Raw genomic sequence first — 20,804 nt, 5'->3', positions numbered from 1 at the left:
GACTGGCAACACCTGATCCGGGTGCTCATCCAGAGCCCACGGAGCTGGACTCGCCTATTCCGCGATGACGATCCGAATCTCGTCGCCCGCCGCGTCGGTCGCTTCGCCCGGCGCCGCGAACCAGTGGGTGACCTCGCCCTCGGAGAGGTCGGTGTCGGGGTCGCCGGTCGGGACGACGGACAGAGCGCCCGCGGTGGCGGAGGTGAGGAACTCGAGTATGGCGGCGCGGCCGGATACGGCGGTGGTGTACGTGGTCGACTCGTAGTCGATCTCGTACTCCTCGCGTACCCGTTCGGCCTCGTCCAGCGCCTCGGACTGGGTGATCGCGACCACCCCGTCCGCCGTGGTGACGACGAACGCGGGGTGTTCCTCGCCGAGCGGGCGCACCCGGTCGGCGTAGGACACCGGGTGCGACGGGGCCGCGGCGATGTCCTGCTTCACCTGCGCGTCGGACAGCGCCACCCAGCGGATGTCGCTGTCGGCCACCGGTTCGGAGGAGATCCCGAACCCGGCGCCCGCGCCGGTCAGCTCCTCGGCGGTGAGGTCGCCCGCGAACAGGCATGCCGCACCGGCCTTCTGCACCGCCCAGGCCGCGACCACCGCGTCCACCGAACGCGGCAGCGACACCGCGACGACGTCGCCCGGTCCGGCACCGCGATCGATGAGCACCCGGGCCAGCTGGGAGGAACGCCGGTCCAGCGTGTGGAAGGCGACTTCGTCCTCGCCTGCCAGCAGCGCGGGGGCCTCCGGGTCCTCCTCGACGACCTCGGCGAGCACCTTGGCCACCGTGCGCGCACCGACCCGGCCCACCGGCTCCGGCGTGGAAGTCGCTGCCGCGACCCCGGATTCGACCAGCAGCCGCGCCCGTTCGCCCTCGTCCAGGATGTCGATGTCGCCGACCAGGGCGTCCGGATCGCCGATCAGCGCCTCCAGCACCCGCACCAGCCGCTCGGCCAGTGTCTCGACCTCTTCGGCGGTGAACCGGCTGCCCAGGTACTTCAGGGTCAGCTCGATCGTGGACTCCGAGATCACCAGCAGCGTCATCGGGTAGTGCGTGGCGTCGTTGACGCCGACACCGGTCACCGACATGCCGTCGATCGAGCTGGCGGCCGAGATCGCTTCCTTGTCCATCGGGTAGGACTCGAACACCAGCAGCGTGTCGAACAGCGACCCGGTGCCCGCCACCCGCTGGATGTCGGTGAGCCCCACGTAGTGGTGCTCGAGCAGGCCGGCCTGATCGCCCTGCAACCGCGCCAGCAGCTCGCCGATCGACTGACGGTCATCGATGCGCAGCCGCACCGGCAGCGTGTTGATGAACAGACCCACCATCGACTCGACGCCGGGCAGCTCGGCCGGGCGGCCGGACACCGTCGCGCCGAACACCACGTCGCCCCGGCCGGTGAGACGCCCGAGCAGGATGCCCCAGGCCGCCTGCACCAGCGTGTTCACCGTGACGCCGAGTTCGGCGGCGTGCTTGGTGATCCGGCGCGTGCGGTCGGCGTCGAGCTCGGTGACCACCTTGCCGATCTCGTAGCTCTCCGCGCCCCGCGGTTGCGGTGCGAGCTGGGTGGGTTCGTTGACGCCTTCCAGCGCCGCCGACCAGGCGCGCAGCGAGGCGTCCCGGTCGCGCCCGGCCAGCCAGCCGAGGAAGTTGCGGTAGGAGGCCACCCGCGGCAGCGCGGTCTGGTCGCCGCGCACCGCGTACAGCACCAGCAGGTCCCGCATGAGCAGCGGCATCGACCAGCCGTCCAGCAGGATGTGGTGGGTGGTGATGGCCAGGTGCCATTGCGCCTCGTCGCTGCGGAACAGGGTGAACCTGATCAGCGGCGGGGTGGCCATGTCGAAGTGCGTCGCCTGGTCGGCCGCGACCTGCCTGCGCAGTTCCGCGGTCCGCTGCTCGGCGGGCAGATCGGTGAGATCCACTTCCCGCCACGGCGCCTCGACGCGATCCAGCACCACCTGCACCGCCTGCCCGTCGGCGTCGGTGACGAACGCGGTGCGCAGGTTCGGGTACCGGTCGACGATGCCCTGAGCCGCCGCCCGCAGCCGTACCGCGTCCAGCGCGCCACCCAGGTCCACCACGGCCTGCATGGTGTACACGTCCACGGTGGACTGGGTCATCATCGCGTGGAACAGCAGACCGGACTGCAGCGGCGAGAGCGGCCACACCTCGGCCAGCGCCGGGTAGGTCCGTTCCCACTGCTCGATGTCGTGCTGCCCCACCCGCACCAGCGACATGTCCGACGGCGTGAAGCCGCCCGCGTCCGGCCGCCGCGCGTGCGTGGCCAGCGCGGTGAGCGCCTCGACCCAGAGATCGGCGAACTCCTGGACCCGCTCCTTGGTCAGCAGACCGGTCGGGAAGGCGAACGACGCGCCCAGCCGCGGCCCCTCGTCGGAGTCGGTGACGATCGCGTTGATGTCGATCGTCGCGTTGGCGGGCATGTCGAGGTCCATGTCGACATCCAGCTGTCCCAGGTCGGCCACCGGCACCCAGCCGATCTCGGCGAGCTGCTCGGGGATCTCCCCGGCCGACATCCGGCCCAGGTAGTTGAAGCTGATCTGGCCGGACGAGCCCAGACCCGCCGCGGTCTCCGGATTCAGCTGCCGCAGCAGGCCGTAGCCGAGGCCCTTGTCGGGCACCGCGAGCAACTGCTCCTTGATCGACTTCACGACCTCGCCCAGCGCGGCGCCACCGGCGAACGCGTCGGTGAGGTCGGCACCGGCCAGATCGAGCCGGACCGGGTAGGCCGAGGTGAACCAGCCGACCGTGCGCGACAGATCCGCGCCCGGCACCACGTCCTCTTCACGACCGTGGCCTTCCAGCTTGACCAGTGCGGCCTGCGAGCCATCCCCGCGCCAGCGCGCGACCGCCATGGCCAGCGCCGAGAGCAGGCCGTCGTTCACACCGCCCCGGTACAGGCCGGGGATCGCGGTGAGCACCGCGTCGGTGACCTCGGCGGGCACGGTGACCTCGACCCGTTCGACGGTGGCGAACGTATCGACCGCCGGGTCGAACGCGCGCTCGCCGAGCAGCGGGTCCGGCGTGGCCGAAACCTGCTGCCAGAACGGCAGTTCCGCGACCCGGTCCGGGGCGCTCGCCGCCTCGACCAGGCTGTGCGCCCAGCGCCGCATCGACGTGCCGTTGGCCGGCAGCGCCACCGGCTGACCGGCGACCAGCTGCGACCAGGCGACCGCCAGATCCGGGATCAGGATGCGCCAGGAGACGCCGTCGACCACGAAGTGGTGCGCGACGATCAACAGCACGTCCCGCCGCGGGCCTTCGAAAGCGAACCAGACGAACTGCGCCATCGCGGCGTTCGCCGGATCGAGCCTGCCCAGCGCGCCGTCGAGCGCCTCGGTGGCGACCCGGGCCAGCTCCGCCTCGTCGACGTCGGCGGCCAGGTCGACCCGGTGCACCAGGGCGTCGACGTCCACCGCGCCGTGCGGCAACGCCTCGAACGTCCAGTCGGAGCCGTTGCGGCGCAGCCGCGAACGGAGCACGTCGTGGTGGTCGAACACCGCCGCGATGGTGGCGACCAGGGTCTCCCGGTCGATGCCATCGGGCAGCCGCAGCGCCATGGTCTGCGAGAACCGCTGGTAGGACGAGCCGCTCGCGAGGATCTGCCGCATGATCGGGGTCAGCGGGATCTCGCCGACACCGCCGCCGGGCAGCTCCTCCAGCTTCGCCTGCTCCGTGCCCGTGCCGAGCGCCGCGATCTCGGCCAGCGAGGCCACACTGCGCCGCTCGAACACGTCACGCGGAGTGAACAGCACGCCGCGCGCCTTGGCCCGGGACACCAGCTGGATCGACAGGATGCTGTCGCCGCCGAGTGCGAAGAACGAGTCGTCCAAGCCGATCTGGTCGACGCCGAGCACCTCGGCGAACACCTCGGCGATGACGGCCTCGACCTCGCTGGCCGGCGCGCGGAACTCGCGCGGGGCCAGCTCGGGCTCGGGCAGCGCCTTGCGATCCAGCTTGCCGACCGGGGTCAGCGGGATCTCGTCGATCACCACGATCGCGGTGGGCACCATGTGCGGCGGCAGGCTGCGCGAGGCGTACTCGGTCAGCCTCGCCGTGTCGATCTCACGGCCGGGCGCGGCCAGCACGTAGGACACGAGAATCGTCGCGCCCGCATCGGTCTTGCGGCCGATGGTGATCGCGTACTCGACGTCCTCGTGGCTCGCCAGCACGGTGTCGATCTCGCCGAGCTCGATGCGGAAGCCGCGGATCTTCACCTGGAAGTCCGAGCGGCCCACGTAGTCCAGCTCCCAGCGCACCGACGGCAGCGCGGCGTTGCCCGCCCGCTCGCCGGGTTCGGCGAACCAGCGCACCACGTCACCGGTGCGGTACATCCGCGCGCCCTCGTTGCTCCACGGGTTGGCCACGAACCGTTCCGCGGTGAGGTCGGGGCGGTTGTGGTAGCCACGCGCCAGCGCGCCACCGGCCAGGTACAGCTCGCCCGCGACGCCCGGCGGCACCGGGTTGAGCCGGTGGTCGAGCACCAGCGCGGACATACCGCGCACCGGGCGGCCGATGGTGATGTGCCTGCCCGGCGTGAGCTGGGCGTAGGAGGAGATGATCGTCGTCTCGGTCGGGCCGTAGGCATTGAAGTACTTGCGGCCCGGCCACCACTTGGCCAGCAGTTCCGCCGTGGTGACGTCACCGCCGACGGAGGCCACCTCGAGCGCCTCCATGCCTTCCGGATCGACCGTGCCCAGCACCGCGGGGGTGATGATCGTGTGGCTCACCCGCTCGGTGCGCAGCAGCTCCGCCAGGTCCGGGCCGCCGATGATGGTCGAGGGCACGACCACCAGCGTGGCGCCGGTGTATGCGGCGCACAGCCACTCCAGCACCGACGGGTCGAAGCTGGGCGAGCAGATGTGCAGGAACCGGTGGTGCGATTCCAGCTGGTACAGGTCGGTCGCGACGCCGACCAGGCCGCCCATTCCCGCGTGGGTCACGGTGACGCCCTTGGGCATACCGGTCGAGCCCGAGGTGTAGATGACGTACGCCGGGTGGCGCATGGCCAGCGAGGAGATCCGGTCGGCGTCGGTGACCTGCTCGGCGGACTGGCTCTCGATCAGCTCGCCCAGTGCCGGGTCGTCGATCCGCAGCCACTCGACGTCGCGCGGCAGCCGGTCCACGTACTCGCTCGCGGTGATGCCGATGACCGCGCCCGAGTCGTTGACCATGTGCCGCATGCGGTCTTCGGGGTAGGTCGGGTCGATCGGCACATGCGCGCCACCGGCCTTCGCCACCGCCCAGAACGCGGCGACCATCTCGTAGGAACGCGGGAACGACAGCGCCACGATGCGCTCCGGTCCCACGCCGCGCGCGATGAGCACCCGCGCCAGGCGCGAGGAGTACTCGTCCAGTTCGCGGTAGGTGATCGAGCGGCCCTGGTAACGCACCGCGATCTGCTCGGGGTCCAGCCGCGCGCCGTACTGCAGCAGGTCCGGCAGCAGGCCGGTGGCCATGACGTCCTCGCCCGCCACGTGTGTGAGCAGGTGGTACTCGGCCGCGTCCAGCATCGGCAGGTCACCGATCGGGGTCTGGCGGTCGGCGGTGATCGCGGTGAGCAGCCTGGTGAAGCGCTCCGCGAACACCTGCACCGTCTCGTCGTCGAACAGGTCGCGCGCGAAGGAGAACTCCGCGTACATGCCCGCCTCGTCGGGATTCTCCCCCGCCTCGCGGATGGTCAGCGACAGGTCGAACTTGGCGGTGTCGACGTCGAAATCGACCGCGCCCACGTGCAACCCGGGCAGTTCGAAGCTGCTCTCGGGCAGGTTCTCGAACGACAGCGCCACCTGGAACAGCGGGTGGCGCGCGGTGGAGCGCTCCGGGTTGAGCAGTTCCACCAGCCGCTCGAACGGCAGGTCCGCGTGCGCGAACGCCTGCAGGTCGGCGTCCTTGGTGCGGGCCAGGAACTGGCCGAAGGTCAAGTCGCCGTCCACGTGCGAGCGCAGCACCAGGGTGTTGACGAACATGCCGATCACGTCGTCGAGTTCGGCTTCGCCACGGCCCGCGATGGGCGTGCCGATGGCGATGTCGTCGGTGCCGGACATGCGCGCGAGGAACAGCGCGAGCGCGGCGTGCACGACCATGAACAGCGTCGCGTTCTGCTCCCTGGCGATCTCGGTGAGCATGCGGTGCAGCTCGCCGTCGATCGGGAACACCACGCGCCCACCGGCGAACGACTGCGTCGTCGGACGCGGCCGGTCGGCGGGCAGGTTGAGCTCGTCGGGCAGCCCGGCCAGCGCGGTGCGCCAGTACTCGGCCTGCTGCGAGATCAGGCTGTCGGGGTCGGTCTCGGAGCCGAGCACGTCGCGCTGCCAGAGGCTGAAGTCGGCGTACTGCACCGGCAGCGGCGCCCAGCCCGGTTCCACGCCGGCCGAGCGGGCCGCGTAGGCCAGCATCACGTCGCGGGTCAGCGGGCCCATCGACCAGCCGTCCGCGCTGATGTGGTGTGCGACGAACACGAGCACGTACGCGGTGTCGGCTTCCGAGCCGCCCGCATCGGTCACGCGGAACAGCTTGGCCCGCAGCGGAACCTCGGTGGTCACGTCGAATCCGGCCGAGATCACCTCGATGATCCGATGCCGGATGTCCCCGGGTGCGACCGCTTCCGGCGTCAGGTCCGGCAGAGCCCGCTCGACGGGCACGATCACCTGATGCGCCGTGCCGTCCTGTTCGGGGTAGACGGTGCGCAGCGTCTCGTGCCTGGCGATGACGTCGCCGACCGCCGATTGCAGCGCCTCGACATCCAGTTCGCCGGTGAGCCGCACGGCCACCGGGATGTTGTTCACCGCCGAAGCGGTGTCGAACTGGTTGAGGAACCACATGCGTTGCTGTGCCAGCGACAGCGGAATCCGCTCCGGTCGCGGGCCCGCGACCAGTTCGCGACGGCCACCGGCGCCCGCGTGCTGCTCGACCTTGGCGGCGAGCCCGGCCACGCTGGAGGCCTCGAACAGCACACGCACCGGAACACGCGCGTCCAGCGCCGCGCCGATACGCGCCGCGACCTGCGTCGCCAACAACGAGTTACCACCCAAAGCGAAGAAATCATCATCCGCGCCGACACGCTCCACACCGAGCACCTCGGCGAACACCGTCGCCACGATCTCCTCGATCGGAGTCGACGGCGCACGGAACACCTGAACCTCGAACTCCGGTTCCGGCAACGCCCTGCGATCCAACTTGCCGTTCACATTCAACGGCAACGCGTCCAACACCACGAACGCCGACGGCACCATGTACGACGGCAAACCGGCAGTCAGCTCCGACTTCACCTGCGCCACATCGACACCGGCATCAACATCCGCGGCAACCAGGTAAGCCACCAGGCGGTCACCGGTCCTCGGATCCGACTTGGCGATCACCGCCGTCTGCGCGACCACCGGCAACGCCAACAAAGCAGCTTCGATCTCACCCAGCTCGATACGGAAACCACGGATCTTCACCTGGAAATCCGTACGACCCCGATACTCGAGTTCACCGTTGCCGTTCCACGCGACCAGGTCACCTGTGCGGTACATCCGAGCACCGGGCTGGAACGGGTTGGCCACGAACCGATCCGCGGTCAGATCCGCACGACCGAAGTATCCGCGTGCAAGCTGCGCACCGGCCAGGTACAGCTCACCGGAAACACCGTCCGGCACGGGCCGCAAGCGGCCGTCGAGGACGTAGACCTGGCTGTTCCATTCCGGCGCACCGATCGACACGGATGTCTCATCGGCGAGGGTGACGCGGTGGCTGGTGATGGACACCGCCGCCTCGGTCGGACCGTACAGGTTGAACAACTCGGTGCGCGGGTTCTCCCGCAAGAACCGCTGCGCCACCGAACCCGGCAACGCCTCACCGATCGCCAACACCCGCCACAGCGAATTCGGCATACCAGCCGTCAACAACGCATCCAACATCGACGGCACCACATGCAACGTGGTGACCCACTCGCGTGCCATCAACTCGTTCAGATACGCCGGATCCCGATGACCGTCGGGCGATGCGATGACCAAACGACCACCACACACCGCCGCCGACCAGAACTCCCACACCGAGAGGTCGAACGTCGCGGCGGTCTTCAGCAGAATCGCATCCGCAGCGTCCAAACCGAACTCGATGTTCTTCCACTGCAACTGGTTCGCGATCGCGCCATGCGGAACGGCGACGCCCTTCGGGCGACCGGTGGAACCGGAGGTGAAGATCACGTACGCCGTGTTCTCCGGACGCAACGGAGCGACCCGATCAGCATCGGCGATCGGGGTGGCGGGGATACCCGACAGATCCAGTTCATCGATGCGCACCACCTCGGCGACATCGGTGCTGAACTCGGCATCGGCGTTGGTCAGTACACAGACCGGTGCCGCCGTCTCCAGGATGTAACTCGTGCGCTCGGCAGCCTGATCCGGATCCACCGGCACATACGCACCACCGGACTTCGCCACCGCGTACATCGCCACGATCAAATCGACCGAACGACGCAACGCGAGCGCGACCCGCGACTCCGGGCCGACACCCATCGAAATCAAGTGCCGCGCAAGCCGGTTCACCCGAACATCGAGCGCACCGTAGGTGATCGACTCGCCGTCCTCGGTGACGAGCGCGACTTCCTTCGGTCCGGCCGCCACCGTGGCGTCCAGCAGCGACACCAGCGTGGCGGAGGTGTCCACCGGCTGGTCGGTCGCATTGCGTGCGGTGAGCAGGCGGGTCCGTTCGGCGGCGTCGAGCAGTTCGAGGTCGCCGACCGGGGTGCGCGGCGCGGCGACGATCTCGCCGAGCAGACGCGCGAACCGGTCCACGAAGCCCTGCACCGTCGCGCGATCGAACATGTCGGTCGCGTAGGTGAAGAACCCGGTGATGCCCTCGGGCGCGCCGCCGTCGTCGTAGCGGTCGGTCGCGATCAGATGCAGGTCGAACTGGGACAGCTCGGTGTCGATGTCCAGGCCGGACACGCTCAGACCGGGCAGCTCCAGCGCGGACTGCGCCAGGTTCTGGAACGACAGACCCACCTGGAACAGCGGGTGCCGCGCGGTCGAGCGCACCGGGTTGAGCACCTCGACCAGGCGCTCGAACGGCACGTCGGCGTTGGCGAACGCCTGGATGTCGGTCTCGCGCTGACGGGCCAGCAGGTCGGTGAACGCCTCGCCCGCCTCGACCCGGGTGCGGAACACCAGGGTGTTGACGAACATGCCGATCAAATCGTCCAGCGCGGCTTCGCCACGACCCGCCATCGGCGTGCCGATCGCGATGTCGTCGGTGCCCGACAAGCGGGCCAGCAGCACCGCGAGCGCGGTGTGCACGACCATGAACAGCGTCGCGCCCTCCGCACGCGCCAGCTCGATCAGCGCCTGATGGGTCTGCGCGTCCACCCGCAGCTCGACCTTGCCGCCCGCGAACGACTGCACCGCCGGACGCGGCCGGTCCGAGGGCAGGTCCAGCTGGTCGGGCAGCTCGGCCAGCGCCTGCTTCCAGTAGGCGACCTGCTTGGCGGCCAGCGATTCCGGATCGTCCTCGTCGCCGAGCAGTTCGCGCTGCCAGATGCTGTAGTCCGCGTACTGGACCTGAAGCGGCGCCCAGTTCGGCGCCTCGCCCGCCGCGCGCGCGGCGTAGGCGATCATCAGGTCCCTGGTCAGCGGGCCGACCGAGGAACCGTCACCGGAGATGTGGTGCACCACCATGGCCAGCACGTAGTCCACCGACCCGTCCGGCCCGGTCGGCGCGCCCTCTCCGGCGATCTGGAACAGCGCGACCTTCATCGGCACCTCGGTGGTGACGTCGAAGATCGTCGACGTCAGCGCCACCACGGCGGACTCGATCTGCGTGGGCGCGACCACCCGCACCTCGAGACGCGGCATCGCCTGCGCGGGCGGCAGGATGACCTGCACCGGACCGGACTCGGTCTGCGGGTAGACGGTGCGCAGGATCTCGTGGCGGCTCACCAGGTCCGCGATGGCGGCGCGCAGCGCGGCCACGTCCAGCGCGCCCGACAGCCGCACCGCGATCGGCACGTTGTAGGCCGCCGACTGGGTGTCGAACCGGTTGAGGAACCACATGCGCTGCTGCGCCAGCGACAGCGGAATGTGCTCCGGCCGCTGCCCCGCGGTCAGCGCGCGGCGGCCGCCCATGTCGGCGTGCTGCTCCACCCGCACCGCGAGCGCGGCGACGGTGGACGCCTCGAACAGCAGGCGCACCGGCACCCGCGTGTCCAGCGCCTCGCCCAGGCGGGCGGCGACCTGCGTGGCCAGCAGTGAGTTACCGCCCCAGGCGAAGAAGTCGTCGTCCAGGCCGAGGCGCTTGGACTCGCCACCGTCACGATCGGAGATGCGCAGCACCTCGGCGAAGGTGTTCGCCACGATCTGCTCGATCGGGGTGACCGGCGCGCGGAATACCGCCTTCTCGAAGGTGGGCTGCGGCAGCGCCTTACGGTCCAGCTTGCCGTTCGCGTTGAGCGGCAGCGCGTCCAGCTCGATCAGCATCGACGGCACCATGTACGACGGCAGCTCGGCCGCCAGCGCGGACTGCAACGCGCGCTTGTCCAGCGTGCCGGTCCTGGGCACCACGTAGGCGACCAACCGGTCGCCGATGCTCGGATCGTTGTGCGCGACGACGGCGGCCGCGCTCACCACGTCCTGCCGCAGCAGCGCGGCCTCGATCTCGCCGAGCTCGATGCGGAAGCCGCGGATCTTCACCTGGAAGTCGGTGCGGCCGCGGTAGTCCAGTTCACCGGTGGCGCTCCAGGCCACCAGGTCGCCGGTACGGTACATCCGCTCGCCCTGCGCGCCGAACGGGTCGGCGACGAACCGGTCGGCGGTCAGGTCGGCGCGACCGAAGTAGCCGCGCGCCAGCTGGGCACCGGCCAGGTACAGCTCGCCGGAGACGCCGACCGGCACCGGCCGCAGGCGGGAGTCGAGCACGTAGACCCGGCTGTTCCACTCCGGCGCGCCGATCGAGACCGCCGCCTCGTCGGCATCGGTGACCAGGTGACTGGTGATCGACACCGCCGCCTCGGTCGGACCGTAGAGGTTGTGCAGTTCGGCGGCGTTGTTGCGGCGCAACCGCTGGGCGGTCGCGGCGGGCAGCGCCTCACCGATGGCCAGCACGCGCCGCAGCGAGGCCGACAGGCGGCCACCGGATTCGGTGAGCAACGCGTCCAGCATGGACGGCACCACATGCAGCGTGGTGACGCCGGTGGCGCGCATCAGCTCGTTCAGGTACGCCGGATCGCGGTGCCCGTCGGCCGCCGAGATCACCAGGCGGCCACCGGAAACCGCGGCCGACCAGAACTCCCACACCGACAGGTCGAACGTCGCCGCCGTCTTCAGCAGCACCGCGTCCTCGGCGCCGAGCTCGAAAACGGCCGTCTCCCATTGCAACTGGTTGACGATCGCGCCGTGCGGGACGGCGACGCCCTTCGGCTGGCCGGTCGAGCCGGACGTGAAGATCACGTACGCGGTGTTCGCGGGGGTCAGCGCACCCGTGCGCTCGGCCGCGGTCACCGGCGTGTCCGCGTACCCGGCGAGGTCGAGCCCGTCGATCTGCACGGTCTCGGCCGCCGCGGTGCGGAAGCCGTCGCGCGCGGTGGTCAGCACGCACACCGGCGCGGCGGTGCCGAGGATGTAATCGGTCCGCTCGGCGGGCTGATCCGGATCGATCGGCACGTAGGCCGCGCCGGCCTTCGCGACCGCGTACATGGCGACCACGAGATCGCTGCTGCGGCGGATCGCCAGCGCGACCCGGTCCTCCGGGCCGACGCCGCGGCCGATCAGGTAGCGGGCCAGGCGGTTGACCCGCGCGTCCAGCTCGGCGTAGGTCAGCTCGCGGCGCCCGGTCGACTCGTCGGCGACCAGCGCCACCGCCTCCGGCGTCGCGGCCACGGTGGCATCCAGCAGCGACACCAGCGTCGCGGTGCGCGTGGAGCCCGCGGAACGCGCCGCGAGCAGAGCGTCGAGATCGTATTCGGTGTCGTTCCAGGCGGTGAGGATGCGCTCGCTCTCCTGCGGCGCGAGCAGATCGATCTCGCCCACCAGCACCGAGGCGTCGGCCAGCACGGCGTCGAGCACGCGCAGGAACCGGTCGGCGAAGCCCTGCACCGTGTCCTCGTCGAACAGGTCGGTGGCGTAACCGAATTCGGTGATGATCTCGGCCGGTGTGCCGTCCTCGGCGTACCGGTCGTACAGCGTGACGTGCAGGTCGGTCTTGGCCAGCTGCGAGTCGAAGTTGACCGCGCTCACGGTGAGCCCGGGCAGCTCGAAGGTGGTCTCGGCCAGGTTCTGGAACGACAGGCCCACCTGGAACAGCGGGTTGCGCGCGGTCGAGCGCACCGGGTTGAGCACCTCGACCAGGCGCTCGAACGGCACGTCGGCGTTGGCGAACGCCTCCAGGTCGCGTTCCTTCACGTCACCGAGCAGGTCGGCGAAGCGCTCGGCGGGCCGCACCCGGGTGCGGAACACCAGGGTGTTGACGAACATGCCGATCAGGTCGTCGAGTTCGCGTTCGCCGCGACCGGCGATCGGGGTGCCGACCGCGATGTCGTCGGTGCCCGACAGCCGCGACAGCAGCACCGCCAGCGCCGCGTGCACCACCATGAACAGCGACGCGTTGTGCGCGCGCGCCAGCTCGTGCAGGCGGGCGTGCCGCTGCGGGTCGATCTCGAAGCGGATCGCCTTGCCCTGGAACGACTGCGCGGGCGGGCGCGGGCGGTCGGCGGGCAGCTCCAGCTGATCGGGTAGATCGGCCAGCGCCGAGGTCCAGTAGGCCACCTGCCGCGCGGCCAGCGATTCCGGGTCGTCCTCGGATCCGAGCACCGCGCGCTGCCACAGCGCGTAGTCGGCGTACTGCACCGGCAGCGGCTGCCACTGCGGCGCCTCGCCCTGCACACGGGCCACGTAGGCGGCCATCACGTCGCGGGCCAGCGGGCCCATCGACGAGCCGTCGGCCGCGACGTGGTGCACGGTGAACGCGAGCACGTGGTCGCTGTCCGAAATACGGAACAGCGCCACCGCAAGCGGCACCTCGACGGTGACGTCGAAGGTGGTCAGCGCGAAGCCGATGACGGTGCCGAGCAGATCCTCCTCGGCGACGTCGATCGGGGAGAGCGCCGCCGCGGACCGGTCCGCGGGACGGATCACCTGGTGCGGCCCGTCCGCCGAACGCGGGTAGGTGGTGCGCAGCACCTCGTGGCGGGCGAACACGTCGCCGATGGCCTGTTCCAGCGCGGCCACGTCGAGCGTGCCGGACAGCCGGACGGCCAGCGGGATGTTGTCCACCGCCGAGGTGGCCGTGTCGAACTGGTTGAGGAACCAGTACCGCTGCTGCGCGGGCGACAGCGGGATGCGCGCCGGACGCTCCCCCGCCTCCAGGCGCGGCCGGTCCCGGCCGGACCCGGCGTTGTGCTCCACCCGGGCGGCCAGCGCCAGCACGGTGGACGCCTCGAACAGGTCGCGCACCGCGAGCCCGGTGTCCAGCGCGGCGCCGAGCCGCGCGGTCACCTGGGTGGCCAGCAGCGAGTTGCCGCCGAGTTCGAAGAAGTCGTCGTCCAGGCCGACCCGCGCGACGCCGAGCACGTCGCCGAAGGTGCCCGCCACGATCTCCTCGATCGGGGTGGACGGAGCGCGGAACACCTTGGCCTCGAACACCGGAGCGGGCAGCGCCTTGCGGTCCAGCTTGCCGGAGGCGTTCAGCGGGAACGCGTCCAGCACGACGAACGCCGATGGCACCATGTACGCGGGCAGCTCGCCGCCGAGTTCCGCGCGCACGCCCTCGATGTCCACCGAACGGCCCGCGGTCGCGATGACGTAGGCGACCAGCTGGTCGCCCAGCCGATCGTCCGAGCGCACCACGACCACCGCCTGGGCGAGCGACTCCAGCGCCGTGAGCGCCGACTCGATCTCGCCCAGCTCGATGCGCAGACCGCGCAGCTTCACCTGGAAGTCGGTGCGGCCCAGGTACTCCAGCTCGCCCTTGTCGGTCCAGGTGACCAGGTCGCCGGTGCGGTACATCCGCGCGCCGGGCTCCCCGTACGGGTTCGCCACGAACCGATCGGAGGTCAGATCGGGACGCGCGACGTAGCCGCGGGCCAGTTGCACGCCCGCGAGGTACAGCTCACCCGCGACGCCCACCGGCACCGGGTGCAGGCGCGAATCCAGCACGTACACCTGGGTGTTGAACACCGGAGCGCCGATCGGCACCGACACCGTGTCGTCCTCGGTCACCTCGTGATAGGTGACGTCGACCGCGGCTTCGGTCGGGCCGTACAGGTTGTGCAGGCGCGCGCCGGTGAGTTCCTGCATCCGCTGCGCGGTGGCGGCGGGCAGCGCTTCACCGGAGGCGAAGACGTTGCGCAGGCTGGTGCACTCGTCGGCGCGTTCCTCGGCCACGAACACCGACAGCATCGAGGGCACGAAGTGCGCCGTGGTGACCTGCTCGTCGGTGATGACCTGCACGAGGTAGGCCGGGTCGCGGTGGCCGTCCGGCTTCGCGACCACCAAGCGGGCGCCGACCTGCAACGGCCAGAAGAATTCCCACACCGACACGTCGAACGTGGCCGGTGTCTTCTGCAACACCACGTCGGTGTCGTCCAAGCCGTACTCGTCCTGCATCCACACCAGGCGGTTGACGATCGCGGCGTGCGAGACCGCCACGCCCTTCGGGCGGCCGGTCGAACCGGAGGTGAAGATGACGTACGCGGTGTTCGACCCACGCAGCGGCGCACGGCGTTCGGCGTCGGTGACGGGCTCGTCGGAATAGTCGGCCAGCGACACCAGGTCGATCTCGATCGCCCGGGTCGCGCCCGCGTCGAATCCGTCGCGCGAGGTGGTCAGCACGCACACGGGGCGAGCGGTGTCGAGCACGTAGCGCGTGCGGTCGGCCGGGTGGTCCGGGTCCAGCGGCACGTACGCGCCACCGGCGACGCTCACCGCGTACATGCCGACCACCAGGTCGATCGAGCGGCGCATGCCCAGCGCCACCATCGAATCCGGGCCCACGCCCAGCGCGATCAGATGGCGGGCCAGGCGGTTCACCCGGGAAGCGAACTCGGCGTAGGACAGACTCGTCCCCTCGAACGTCACCGCGGGCGCGTCCGGGGTGCGCGCGAGCTGCGCGGCGAACATCGACACCAGGGTGGCGGCCGGGTCGACCGGGTGCGCGGTGTCGTTCCACCGCTCGATGACCTCGGTGCGCTCGACACTGTCGAGCAGCTCGACGTCGCCGACGGTGACGGACGGATCCGCGGCGACCGCGGTCAGCATCCGCACCAGGCGCGCCGCCACGCCGGCGATGGTGTCGGCATCGAACATGTCGGTGGCGTAGGCGAATTCGGCGGTCATGCCGTCGACCGCACCGGCGGCGTCGAACCGGTCGGCGAGGTTGAGATGCAGGTCGAACTTGGCGGTGACCACGTCCAGCGGCACACCGGCCACCTCGAGCCCGGGCAGCTCGAACGCGGCCTCACCGGTGTTCTGGAACGACAGCATCACCTGGAACAGCGGGTGACGCGCCTGCGAGCGCGCCGGGTTCAGGATCTCCACCAGCCGCTCGAACGGCAGGTCGGCGTGCGCGAACGCCGCCAGGTCGGTGTCCTTGGTGCGGTCGAGCAGGTCGGTGAACGACGTCGCTGGATCGACCGCGCTGCGCAGCACCAGGGTGTTGACGAACATGCCGATCGCGTCGTCGAGCACCGCCTCACCGCGGCCTGCGACCGCGGTGCCGATGGCGATGTCGTCGCTGCCGGACAGCCGCGCCAGCAGCGCGGCGAACGCCGCGTGCACCACCATGAACAGGCTGGCGCCGTTCGCGCGGGCCAGCGCGTTCAGCTCGCGCAGCAGCCGCGCGTCGAGCGAGAACTCGTACACGCCACCGCGGTTGGACGCCACCGCAGGGCGGGAGCGGTCCGACGGCAGGTCCAGCTGATCCGGCAGCCCGGCCAGGGTGTCGGACCAGAACGCGACCTGCTGGGCGATCAGCGAACCGGGATCACCTTCGGAGCCCAGCGTCTCGCGCTGCCACAGCGCGTAGTCGGCGTACTGCACCGGCAGCGGAGCCCAGGCGGGCGCCTCGCCGCGCGAACGCGCCGAGTAGGCCACCATCACGTCGCGCGCCAGCGGACGCACCGACCAGCCGTCGCCGGAGATGTGGTGCACCACGAACACCAGCACGTGGGTGTCGGGCTGCGAGCCGTCCATCGAGCCCGCGATGCGGAACAGCTCGGCCCGCACCGGAACCGCGGCGGTGACGTCGAAGCCGGTCAGCACCAGGTCGCTGATCCGCTCCTGGATCTCGGCCTCGGACACCTCGATCGGGGTGAGATCGATGGCGCTGTGCCCGGCGGGCAGCACGACCTGCACGCCCTGGCCGTCGGCGGTCTCCGGGTAGACGGTGCGCAGCACCTCGTGCCGGTCGACCACGTCGGCGACGGCCTGGCGCAGCGCCTCGGTGTCCAGGGTTCCGGTGAGCCGGACCGCGAGCGGGATGTTGTTCACCGCGGTCCGGTTGTCGAACCGGTTCAGGAACCACATCCGCTGCTGGGCCAGCGACAACGGGATCTTGGACGGACGCGGGCCCGCGACGAGCTCGCGGCGGCGGCCGGTGCCCTGGTGCGCCTCGACCCGTGTGGCCAGCGCGGCCACGGTGGGCGCCTCGAACAGCACGCGGACCGGGATCCTGGTGTCCAGCGCCGCGCCGAGGCGGGCGACCACCTGGGTGGCGATCAGCGAGTTGCCGCCCAAGTCGAAGAAGTCGTCGTCCAGGCCGACGGCTCGGTCGGCCTGCGCCAGGCCGAGCACCTCGGCGAAGACGTCGGCGACGATCTCCTCGACCGGTGTCGACGGCGCACGGAACGCCCGTGCCTCGAAGACGGGTTCGGGCAGCGCGCGCCGGTCCAGCTTGCCGTTCGGGTTCAGCGGCATGGCGTCGAGCACGACGATCGCGGCGGGCACCATGTACGACGGCAGCAGCGCGGACAGATGCGCGCGCACCTGCTCGACATCCACCGTCGCGCCGCCCGCGGGCACCACGTAGCCGACCAGCTGATCGCCGGTGCGTGCGTCGGAGCGCACCAGCGCGACCGACTGCACGACCGATTCGTGCGAGGTCAGCGCGGCCTCGATCTCGCCGAGCTCGATGCGCAGACCGCGCAACTTCACCTGGAAGTCGGTGCGGCCCAGGTATTCGATGGCGCCGGTGTCGTCCCGGGTGACCAGGTCACCGGTGCGGTACATCCGCGCGCCGGGCTCCCCGTACGGGTTGGCCACGAAGCGGTCGGCGGTCAGGTCGGCGCGGCCGACGTAGCCGCGCGCCAGCTGATCGCCGGCGAGGTAAAGCTCGCCCGCGACGTTCGGCGGCACCGGGTGCAGCCGCGCGTCCAGGACGTAAGCCTGCGCGTTCCACACCGGCAGGCCGATCGGCACAGCGCCGTCCACCTGCTCGGCCACCGGACCGTGCGTGGCGTGCACGGTGAACTCGGTGGGGCCGTACAGGTTGTACAGGGCGGCGTCGCTCACCCGGCGGATGGCGACGACCGCGTCGGCGGTGAACGCCTCACCGGCGACGAACAGCGTCCGCAGCGAGGCGAGTTCGGCCGCGTCGGCCGGGTCGATCCCGCCCGCGAAGACGGTCAGCATGGACGGCACGAACGAGGTCATGGTGACCCGCTGCGCGGCGATCACCTCGGCGAGATACTGCGGGTCGCGGTGCCCGTCCGGGCTCGCCACCACGATCCGGCCGCCGGTGCTCAGCGGTCCGAACAGCTCCCACACCGACACGTCGAAGGTGGCCGGGGTCTTGAACAGCACGACGTCGTCGGCGCCGATGCCGTATTCGCCGGTGATCCAGCGGATCTGGTTGACAACCGCGGCGTGCGGCACGGCGACGCCTTTCGGGCGGCCGGTGGAGCCGGAGGTGAAGATCACGTACGCCGGGTGCTGCGGGCGCAGCGGCGCGATGCGATCGGCATCGGTGACGGGTGCGTCCGGGTAGCCGGACAGGTCCAGCTCGTCGATGCTCAGCGTCGCGCGGCCCGCGCCGTCGAACGCGTCGCGCGCGGTGGTGAGCACGCAGACCGGGTCGGCCGAGTCGAGCACGTAGTGCACGCGATCGGCGGGCTGGTCCAAGTCCAGCGGCACGTAGCCGCCGCCCGCGGCGTGCACCGCGTAGGCCGCCACGACCAGGTCCACCGAGCGACGCAGGCCGAGGGCGACCAGCGTCTCCGGGCCGACGCCCGCCTCGATGAGGCGGCGCGCGAGCCGCCGCACACGCGCGGCGAATTCGGCGTAGGTCAGCGACGTTCCGGTGGCCGGGTCGATGACCGCCACCGCGTCCGGCGTTGCCGCCGCCTGCGTGGCGAACTCCTCGACCAGCGTGGTCGCCGGGCCGAGGTCGCGGACGGTGTCGTTCCAGCCGCGCAGCGCCTGCGCGGTCTCCTGCTCGTCCAGCAGCGCGATGTCGCCGATCGGCCGGTCCGGCTCGGCCGCGACGGCCTTCAGCAACCGGCCGAAGCGGCGGCCGAACTCCGCCATGGTGGCCGGATCGAACAGGTCGGTCGCGTAGATCAGTTCGGCGGCGATACCCGCGGGGGCAGCGCTCGTACCGACAGCCGCCTCGGCGGCGTCGCGTTCGGACAGCACCAGTTGCAGGTCGAACTTGGCGACGTCGATCGGCAGGTCGACACCGCTGACCGTGAGGCCGGGGAGTTCGAGGCTGTTCTGGCCGGTGTTCTGGAACGACAACATCACCTGGAACAGCGGGTGGCGCGCCTGCGAGCGCGCCGGGTTCAGGATCTCCACCAGCCGCTCGAACGGCAGGTCGGCATGCCCGAACGCGGCGATGTCGGTGGCGCGCACCGAACGCAGCAGGTCGGTGAACGTCGCCGCGGGCTCGATCGGGGTACGCAGCACCAGGGTGTTGACGAACATGCCGATCAGGTCGTCGAGCGCGCGCTCGCCACGGCCCGCGATCGGGGTGCCGATCGCGATGTCGTCCTCGCCGGACAGGCGCGACAGCAGCACGGCCAGCGCGGTGTGCGCGACCATGAACAGCGTCGCGCCCCTGGTGCGGGCGAGTTCGGTGAGCTGGGCGTGGGTTTGGGCGTCGATCTCGAAGACGTGCGTGGCGCCGCGGCCGGAGGCGACCGCGGGACGCGGCCGGTCGGCGGGCAGGTCCAGCTGCTCGGGCAGCCCGCGCAGCGTGTCCGACCAGAACGAGATCTGCTCGGAGATCACCGAATTCGGGTCGTCCTCGGCGCCGAGGACCTGGCGCTGCCACAGCGCGAAGTCCGCGTACTGCACGTCCAGCGGACGCCAGGCGGGCTCGCCGCCGTCGACGCGGGCGCCGTAGGCGGTCATCACGTCCCGGGTGAGCGGGCCCATGGAGAACCCGTCGGCCGAGATGTGGTGCACCACCAACGCGAGCACGTGCTCGGTGGGGCTGATCTCGAACAGCCGGGCGCGGAACGGCACCTCGGCGGTGACGTCGAACGCCGTGCCGATCAGCTCCGCGAGCCGCTCGGGCAGTTCGGCTTCGGTCACGTCGACCGGGGTGAGGTCGGGGATGACCTTCGCGGTGGCCACGGTCTGCTGGTGCGCGGCGCCGTCCACCTCGGGGTAGAACGTGCGCAGCGACTCGTGGCGGGCCAGCACGTCGGCGACGGCGATCTGCAGCGCCTGCCGGTCGAGCAGGCCGGACAGCCGCACGGCGGCCGGGATGTTGTCCACCGCCGAGTCGGGGTCGAAGCGGTTGAGGAACCACATGCGCTGCTGAGCCAGCGACAGCGGCACCAGCTCCGGCCGCTGCTGCGGCGCCAGCGGCGCCCGGCCGCCCGCGCCCGCCTTGGTCTCCGCGCGCGCCGCCAGCGCCACCACGGTGGACGCCTCGAACAGCTCGCGCACGCCGAGGTCGGTGTCCAGCGCGGCGGACAGCCGGGCCGCGACCTGGGTGGCCGACAGCGAGTTACCGCCGAGGGCGAAGAAGTCGTCGTCCAGGCCGACCCGCTCCAGGCCGAGCACGTCGGCGAAGGTGGCGGCGACGATCTCCTCGACCGGCGTGGTCGGGGCGCGGAACACCGCGGCCTCGAACACCGGCGCGGGCAGGGCCTTGCGGTCCAGCTTGCCGGAGGCGTTGAGCGGGAACTCCTCCAGCACGATCACGACCGACGGCACCATGTACGCGGGCAACTGCCGCGCCAGGTCCTCGCGGACCAGGTCGGTGTCCAGCGCGGCGTTCGGCGCGGGGATGACGTAAGCGACGAGCTGATCGCCGGCGTGCGCGTCCGAGCGCACGACCACGACCGACTGCGCGACCTCCTCCAAGCCGGTCAGCGCCGACTCGATCTCGCCCAGCTCGATACGCAGACCACGCAACTTCACCTGGAAGTCGGTGCGGCCCAGATACTCCAGCTCACCGTGCTCGGTCCACGCCACCAGGTCACCCGTGCGATACATCCGCGCGCCGGGCTCCCCGTAGGGGTTGGCCACGAACCGGTCACTGGTCAGATCCGGGCGCGCGACATAACCGCGCGCGAGTTGAGCACCCGCCAGATACAGCTCACCCGCGACACCCACCGGCACCGGACGCAACCGCGCGTCCAACACGAACACCTGGGTGTTGAACACGGGAGCACCGATCGGCACCGTCTCGGTGTCTGCGTCGACAACTTCGTGGAAGGTGACGTCGACCGCGGCTTCGGTCGGGCCGTACAAGTTGTGCAGCGCGGCACCGGTCAACTCGCGCAGGCGATGCGCCGGTTTCGGCGGCAGCGCCTCACCCGAGGCGAACACCAACCGCAACGAGTCACACCGCGCGGCAGCCGCAT

General features: G+C 70.8%; 1 protein-coding gene (cut by a window edge). It reads right to left on the bottom strand.

Features of this window, described 5'->3' with window-relative positions; translation table 11 throughout:
- Positions 1 to 54 precede the first annotated feature (54 nt).
- On the bottom strand, positions 55 to 20,804 hold the 3' end of the coding sequence (locus IU450_RS31320) for a non-ribosomal peptide synthase/polyketide synthase (protein WP_195153339.1). Its footprint extends 22,975 nt past the window's final position; the window shows 20,750 of its 43,725 coding nt (coding positions 22,976-43,725); the start codon falls outside the window, past its right edge; the stop codon is at positions 55 to 57.

Origin of the sequence: Nocardia abscessus (genome assembly GCF_015477775.1) — a bacterium.
Lineage (GTDB): Bacteria > Actinomycetota > Actinomycetes > Mycobacteriales > Mycobacteriaceae > Nocardia > Nocardia abscessus_A.
This window is presented reverse-complemented; position numbering and strand designations above follow the sequence as displayed.